This window comes from Microvirga tunisiensis (assembly GCF_009296175.1).
Taxonomy (GTDB): domain Bacteria; phylum Pseudomonadota; class Alphaproteobacteria; order Rhizobiales; family Beijerinckiaceae; genus Microvirga; species Microvirga tunisiensis.
Window position 1 is genome coordinate 1 of sequence record NZ_VOSK01000416.1, and the last position, 4,744, is coordinate 4,744.

Here is a 4,744-nt window from a genome sequence, read left to right on the forward strand (position 1 = left end):
TGCAGACCTTCCTCGATGCAATCCCGTTAGCGAAGGAGAAGATGATCGCCGCTTGAAAACATCATCGGACAGATGAGCCCGACCAACTCTCGGACGCCAAATGTCAGATCAAGTTCCAGCTACTACACCTCATGACCCTCGTCATTGCATGCATGTCGACGAGTGCATGTGTGTCGACTAGCGCCATGGCCCAATCGGGTTCCACCACCCTCACCATGACCTGTGCCCAAGCCAGAGGGATCGTCTCTTCCCAAGGGTCCGTCGTTCTGCACACGGGACCGAACACCTTCGACCGCTACGTTCGTGATGGAAGCTTCTGCGCGCTTCAGGAAGTTGCTCGCCCCACCTGGGTAAGAACGTCCGATAGCGCTCAGTGTCCGATCGGGGGCGTTTGCAGATCTGTCGAGATCGACAACGGACGGTAGCTCCGACAGGGATTCAGAGGAGTTGTCTGGTTTCTTGCGGAGGTGCTCGGACCGGCACGTCCACGTCGTCAGACCCAGTCACGATGGCGGGCATGATTTCGATACCGCTCGACGCAAGCCGGTGCTCGCAGGCTCTGAACTCCCTCCCCTGCACTTTTGTTGACTTTCGAGACACCAATTGCGGTGCTCTTGATCGTACGGAGGAAATCATGCGGAAGACACAGTTTGCAGCAGGTCTCGCCACTGCCGCACTGATCGCCAGCACAGCCCTAGCCCAGACATCCGCTCCCACCCAGCCCACCGGGTCGGGTCAGGTCATGACGCAGATGCCGCCGGGGCTCATGCGAGGCTCGCAATTGATGGGCATCGATGTCTATGGAGCGGACAATCAGAAGATCGGCGACATCGACGAGGTCCTGGTGGACCGGCAGGGTAAGATCCACGGCCTCGTCGTCGGCGTCGGCGGCTTCCTGGGCATCGCTCAGAAGGATGTGGCTATTCCGTTCGACCAGGTCCAATGGATGTCCAACCAGGAGATCCAGGCCTCCGCGAACGCCAACCAAGGTGGTGCAAGAACCGCCGACACGACGGTGCCGAGCACCGCAACCGGCGGAGCGGGTCAGCCGACGAGCACCGGCAGCACCGCAGCAGGTGGTGCGGGTGGCATGACCGGGGGCACCGCTCCGGCCGGCACCGCTGGCGCTGCGGCAGGTGCAGGCAACGATCCCAACACGCCTGCGCGGGCCATGGTCAAGATGACCAAGGCGGACCTGCAGAACACGCCCGAGTTCCGCTACGCGAACGACCAGAATCGGGCAGGAGCCGCAGGCAACACCAATCCGCCGCCACAGAACGTCAATACGCCCGGCAACACCCCGCCGAACGCACCACGGCAGTAAGAGCGGTGAACCAGAGCTGGCAGGGCCTAACGCCGGCTGCCAGCTCGTTGCATTTCGTAGAAATGCTCAGGTGGTCCGCTTGGACCGGGATCGCTTCTGGGCAACTCCCACTGCGGCGGATTGGGCGCTGACGGCTCCCATTGCCTCTGCCGCCGCGGCGGGAGAAGCATTCTCGACAGTGGCTTCAGAGCGCTCCTGCGTGGTCTCATTCAACTCACGCTCGGCTCTGTACCAGTGATCCTGCGGATCGGCTGTGCGGCCCCCGCTTTCCCAGAGCTCGTAGGCTCTCTGTCGGATCATATCCTCACTTGCACGACGGTGCTTCTCGTCCTGATCGCTGCCGCCCTGATCGTCGAAGATCTGACGACCGAGATCGAGACCAATGCGCGGCGTCGCATCCGGACCGGTTTTCTCCTGGGCCATGCTGCCTCCTATCCTGAACATTCGGAGATTAATGCTGAGTGCGAGAACATGTTGCCTGTCGAATGGAGCCATACCCGATTTCCGGCTTATGGCGCCTTCAGCACCTGAAGGGCGGCGTCCGCCAGGCGCCGGTGAGCCTGGGTCGTGGGGTGAACATCGTCCCAGAACAGATAGCCCTCGCAGCGCCGATGCTGTGCGCATGGACTGGTGATGTCGACGAAGCCCGCCGCGGCCGGATCAGCTTTCACCCGCTCCGCCAGTTGCCACACGTCGAGACGGTACAGACGCAGACCCGTATGGCTCGAAAACCCGGAGAGAGCCTGATCGAGAGCTTTATTGAAGCGCGCCGCCAGCCCATTCGCTGCCTCGACGGCTTGGCCGCCCCGAGCTCGCACGGCCGGAGTAATCCCGATGGCGGGAAGATTGGGCACCAGAATGTCGGTCGCGCCCTGACCTACCAGATCCGCGACGATGCTCCGCAACGACGCCACGGCCGACGCAACCATCGTCTCTCCGCCAGGATCTCCAACAGCAGCCAGCAGGTCGTTACCTCCACCGTAGACGATGTTAAGACTGCGTCCGGGCGGACGGGACGTGCGCAGATAGGTACTGGCCTGGGCCCGCAGACTTGTGTTCCCGGAACGCGGATCGAGCCGGGCCCCGCCGACCGCGAAGTTCGTCCCGCCCGCCTGGCTCGGCCCGAGGGAGAGGCCGAGCTGTTCGGCGAGGTGCTCGACCCAAACCGGCCCATTGGAAGAGCGTCCCGCGTTGCCATTGTCCGACAGGCTGTCACCAAAAACCACGATCTGATCAAAGGCAGGCTGAGCTTGAACGGAGACGTTCATGAGAGAAATCACGGCAATGATGATGAAGGAACTAAGGGAGCGGAGCATGGCGGTTACGGCTTGCGATCGAGACGTCATGCTGCCTGCCGGCCCGCGGAGGTGCCTCTCTCATGCAGCTGGCGACGCCGCTGATCACGACCTTTTCATTCTGCAGCCTATCCGCCAACGCTGCCGTCCTTTCCCAGGTTAGGTTTCCGGCGTATCTCACCAGAACTCCGTGACGGAGCGAATGTGCCCGAGAAGGCTCGCTCCCGCGGAATTGCACCCCCGCCTATGGATGCTCTCGACGGGGATCCCGGATTCTAGGCGGCGTTCCTACGCATGGATCGTTCGGCAGACTGTGACGCTCGACGGTCGACGACCGACGGGTAACCTCGGCGGAGGGTGCTCATCGATAAATAAGGCCAAGGTTAACTTGGGTGAGTGAGGGGATCCTCTCCCGCAGGCAAGATGTGTGTCAGTTGAGGTTACGCCCTCAACGGGGCTCTCTTCGTTGCCTTAGAAGCGTATCACGAGGCCTAATGTGATAACTCCACCCTGTTGCATGATCGTTGAAGACCAGGCGCTCATTGGCATGGCGCTTGAAGCCTACCTGGAGGACGCCGGGTTCTCCGTGGCCGGCCCGTTCCCGTCCTGCGCCGACGCGCTCCAATGGTTGGAGCACAACACGCCGCAGGTTGCGGTGCTGGACGTGTCCCTCCGAGATGGCACCTCCCTGCCGATCGCCCAAGCCTTGAAGGGCCGGAATACGCCTTTCGCCATCTATTCGGGCCTGCCTTACACCGCGAGCCTGCCGGAGGAGCTCAAAGGCGTGCCGTGGCTGGAAAAGCCTGTTCCACGTGAAGAACTCACCCAAGCTCTCACCCGCCTCCATGGAACTGACGCCTGAACGGCGATTTCATTTACACAGGAGGAGCGATGTTTACTCTTGAAATCGGCGGCAAGCCCATTGCGATCACGGATACCGAAGAGGCTCAGGCACGAGAGATCTTCGAGAGCGACGAGTTCAGGCAGGACCTGACCGTGATGACCAGCGAGGGAGCACCGTTGTGGGACGGGCAGGCGCCACTGCGCATCCGGCCTGCGTCCCAGGAGGAGGTTGCTGCGTTCGAGGCTCCTGAATTCGACGTCGACGATGATGATGAAGACGAGGAGGATGACGGCGTCTTCGTGACCTTCCTCGTGCCGATCGATCACGATCATGAGGAGACGTTGGCGGTCCCACCGGAGCTTCAGAGCAAGTAAGCCAAGGTCGGCCGTGCGGGTCGCGCTGTAAAGTCCGGTTCGACCTCGCTCATGTCTAAGCTGAAGCAGCGATCCAACCAAATGGCCCGGTCGATGATTTCAACTGGGAAGCGGATACCGCGGCAGGATTGGACGTTGTACCCATGCCCGACGCTCGGGCACTGCCATCGACCTGTCATTACCTCAATGGTTTTTCGCGTTTCCGCCCTTGAGTCTCAGAGGTTGTTCGCCGCCTGATCAGCATCGTCCAGTCGTCTCGGGCGCGGCAGACCCGCGCGAGTGACCTGAAATTTTTTACGGCCCCGGTTGTTGAGTGACGATCCAGTTGCTTTCTGGTTCCTACGGATCGCACAGAATACCTCGTCAATGCCGGTGGCTCCGTAAGATCCGGAAGGCAAAGCTGCCGTGCAGGGATCTTCGAACGGCTTCTAAGCGAGGGAGCGCATAATTGATCTTCTCCTACTTGGGCCCCTGATCGGAGGAGGCTGGGGCTTTGCCCGAATGTTCTATCGACGCCCTATCAAATGGCGGCGTCGCGGCGAGCGACGGGACGACAAGGCGAATTGAATGCCTCAAAAATAGGAGCATTGTTCTTGGTGCAGTCCGAACTCAAGGCAAAGCCTACCTATCGCACGGCTCCTGCTTCCGGTCCTTACGAAACACCCGGGCGCTCTTATGAGGACCGTGAATGGACTACGCTAGCCGTTCTTATGCATGGGAAGGTTGATGAAGGCTGGCGAGTGTAGCTTAAGCACTTGAAGCAGCGTAGGATTTGGTTGTTGAGACTAATCCCTGCCACCAATTGCCCTGTGCCACACTCGCCATGCCGGACGATACACCTGCCACCTTCCCGTTTCCAGCCGTTGGCCGCAAGAAGATCACCGCTGCTTTCGACGGTGGGCGCCTG

5 protein-coding genes are annotated in these 4,744 nt (G+C 60.9%); 3 read left to right on the forward strand and 2 right to left on the reverse strand.

Annotation, left to right across the window (positions count from 1 at the left end; all coding sequences use genetic code 11):
- The first annotated feature begins 634 nt into the window (after positions 1-634).
- On the forward strand, positions 635-1,324 hold the full coding sequence (locus tag FS320_RS38165; RefSeq protein ID WP_162003514.1) for a PRC-barrel domain-containing protein: 690 nt from the start codon (positions 635-637) through the stop codon (positions 1,322-1,324).
- A gap of 66 nt (positions 1,325-1,390) precedes the next feature.
- Here the strand turns inward: FS320_RS38165 and FS320_RS38170 are convergent, their stop codons facing one another.
- Together FS320_RS38170 and FS320_RS38175 are read right to left on the reverse strand one after the other, a co-directional pair.
- On the reverse strand, positions 1,391-1,747 hold the full coding sequence (locus FS320_RS38170) for a DUF2934 domain-containing protein (RefSeq protein WP_202882949.1): 357 nt from the start codon (positions 1,745-1,747) through the stop codon (positions 1,391-1,393).
- A gap of 86 nt (positions 1,748-1,833) precedes the next feature.
- Positions 1,834-2,670 (reverse strand): SGNH/GDSL hydrolase family protein, encoded by an 837-nt coding sequence (locus FS320_RS38175; RefSeq protein WP_244627653.1) that lies wholly within the window; start codon positions 2,668-2,670, stop codon positions 1,834-1,836.
- Between the two features lie 466 nt (positions 2,671-3,136).
- On the opposite strand from FS320_RS38175, the gene FS320_RS38180 reads away from it, so the two are divergent.
- The gene (locus FS320_RS38180; protein ID WP_152717482.1) at positions 3,137-3,481 is read left to right on the forward strand and encodes a response regulator; all 345 of its coding nucleotides are present in this window, start codon (positions 3,137-3,139) and stop codon (positions 3,479-3,481) included.
- Positions 3,482-3,510: 29 nt separating this feature from the next.
- Positions 3,511-3,837 (forward strand): hypothetical protein, encoded by a 327-nt coding sequence (locus tag FS320_RS38185; protein ID WP_152717484.1) that lies wholly within the window; start codon positions 3,511-3,513, stop codon positions 3,835-3,837.
- Positions 3,838-4,744: the final 907 nt, after the last annotated feature.

What these genes read in the sequence shown, in the direction of transcription:
- FS320_RS38165 (WP_162003514.1), top strand. Translation starts at nt 635, where the DNA reads ATGCGGAAGACACAGTTTGCAGCAGGTCTCGCCACTGCCGCACTGATC.
- FS320_RS38170 (WP_202882949.1), bottom strand. Translation starts at nt 1,747, where the DNA reads ATGGCCCAGGAGAAAACCGGTCCGGATGCGACGCCGCGCATTGGTCTC.
- FS320_RS38175 (WP_244627653.1), bottom strand. Translation starts at nt 2,670, where the DNA reads ATGACGTCTCGATCGCAAGCCGTAACCGCCATGCTCCGCTCCCTTAGT.
- FS320_RS38180 (WP_152717482.1), top strand. Translation starts at nt 3,137, where the DNA reads ATGATCGTTGAAGACCAGGCGCTCATTGGCATGGCGCTTGAAGCCTAC.
- FS320_RS38185 (WP_152717484.1), top strand. Translation starts at nt 3,511, where the DNA reads ATGTTTACTCTTGAAATCGGCGGCAAGCCCATTGCGATCACGGATACC.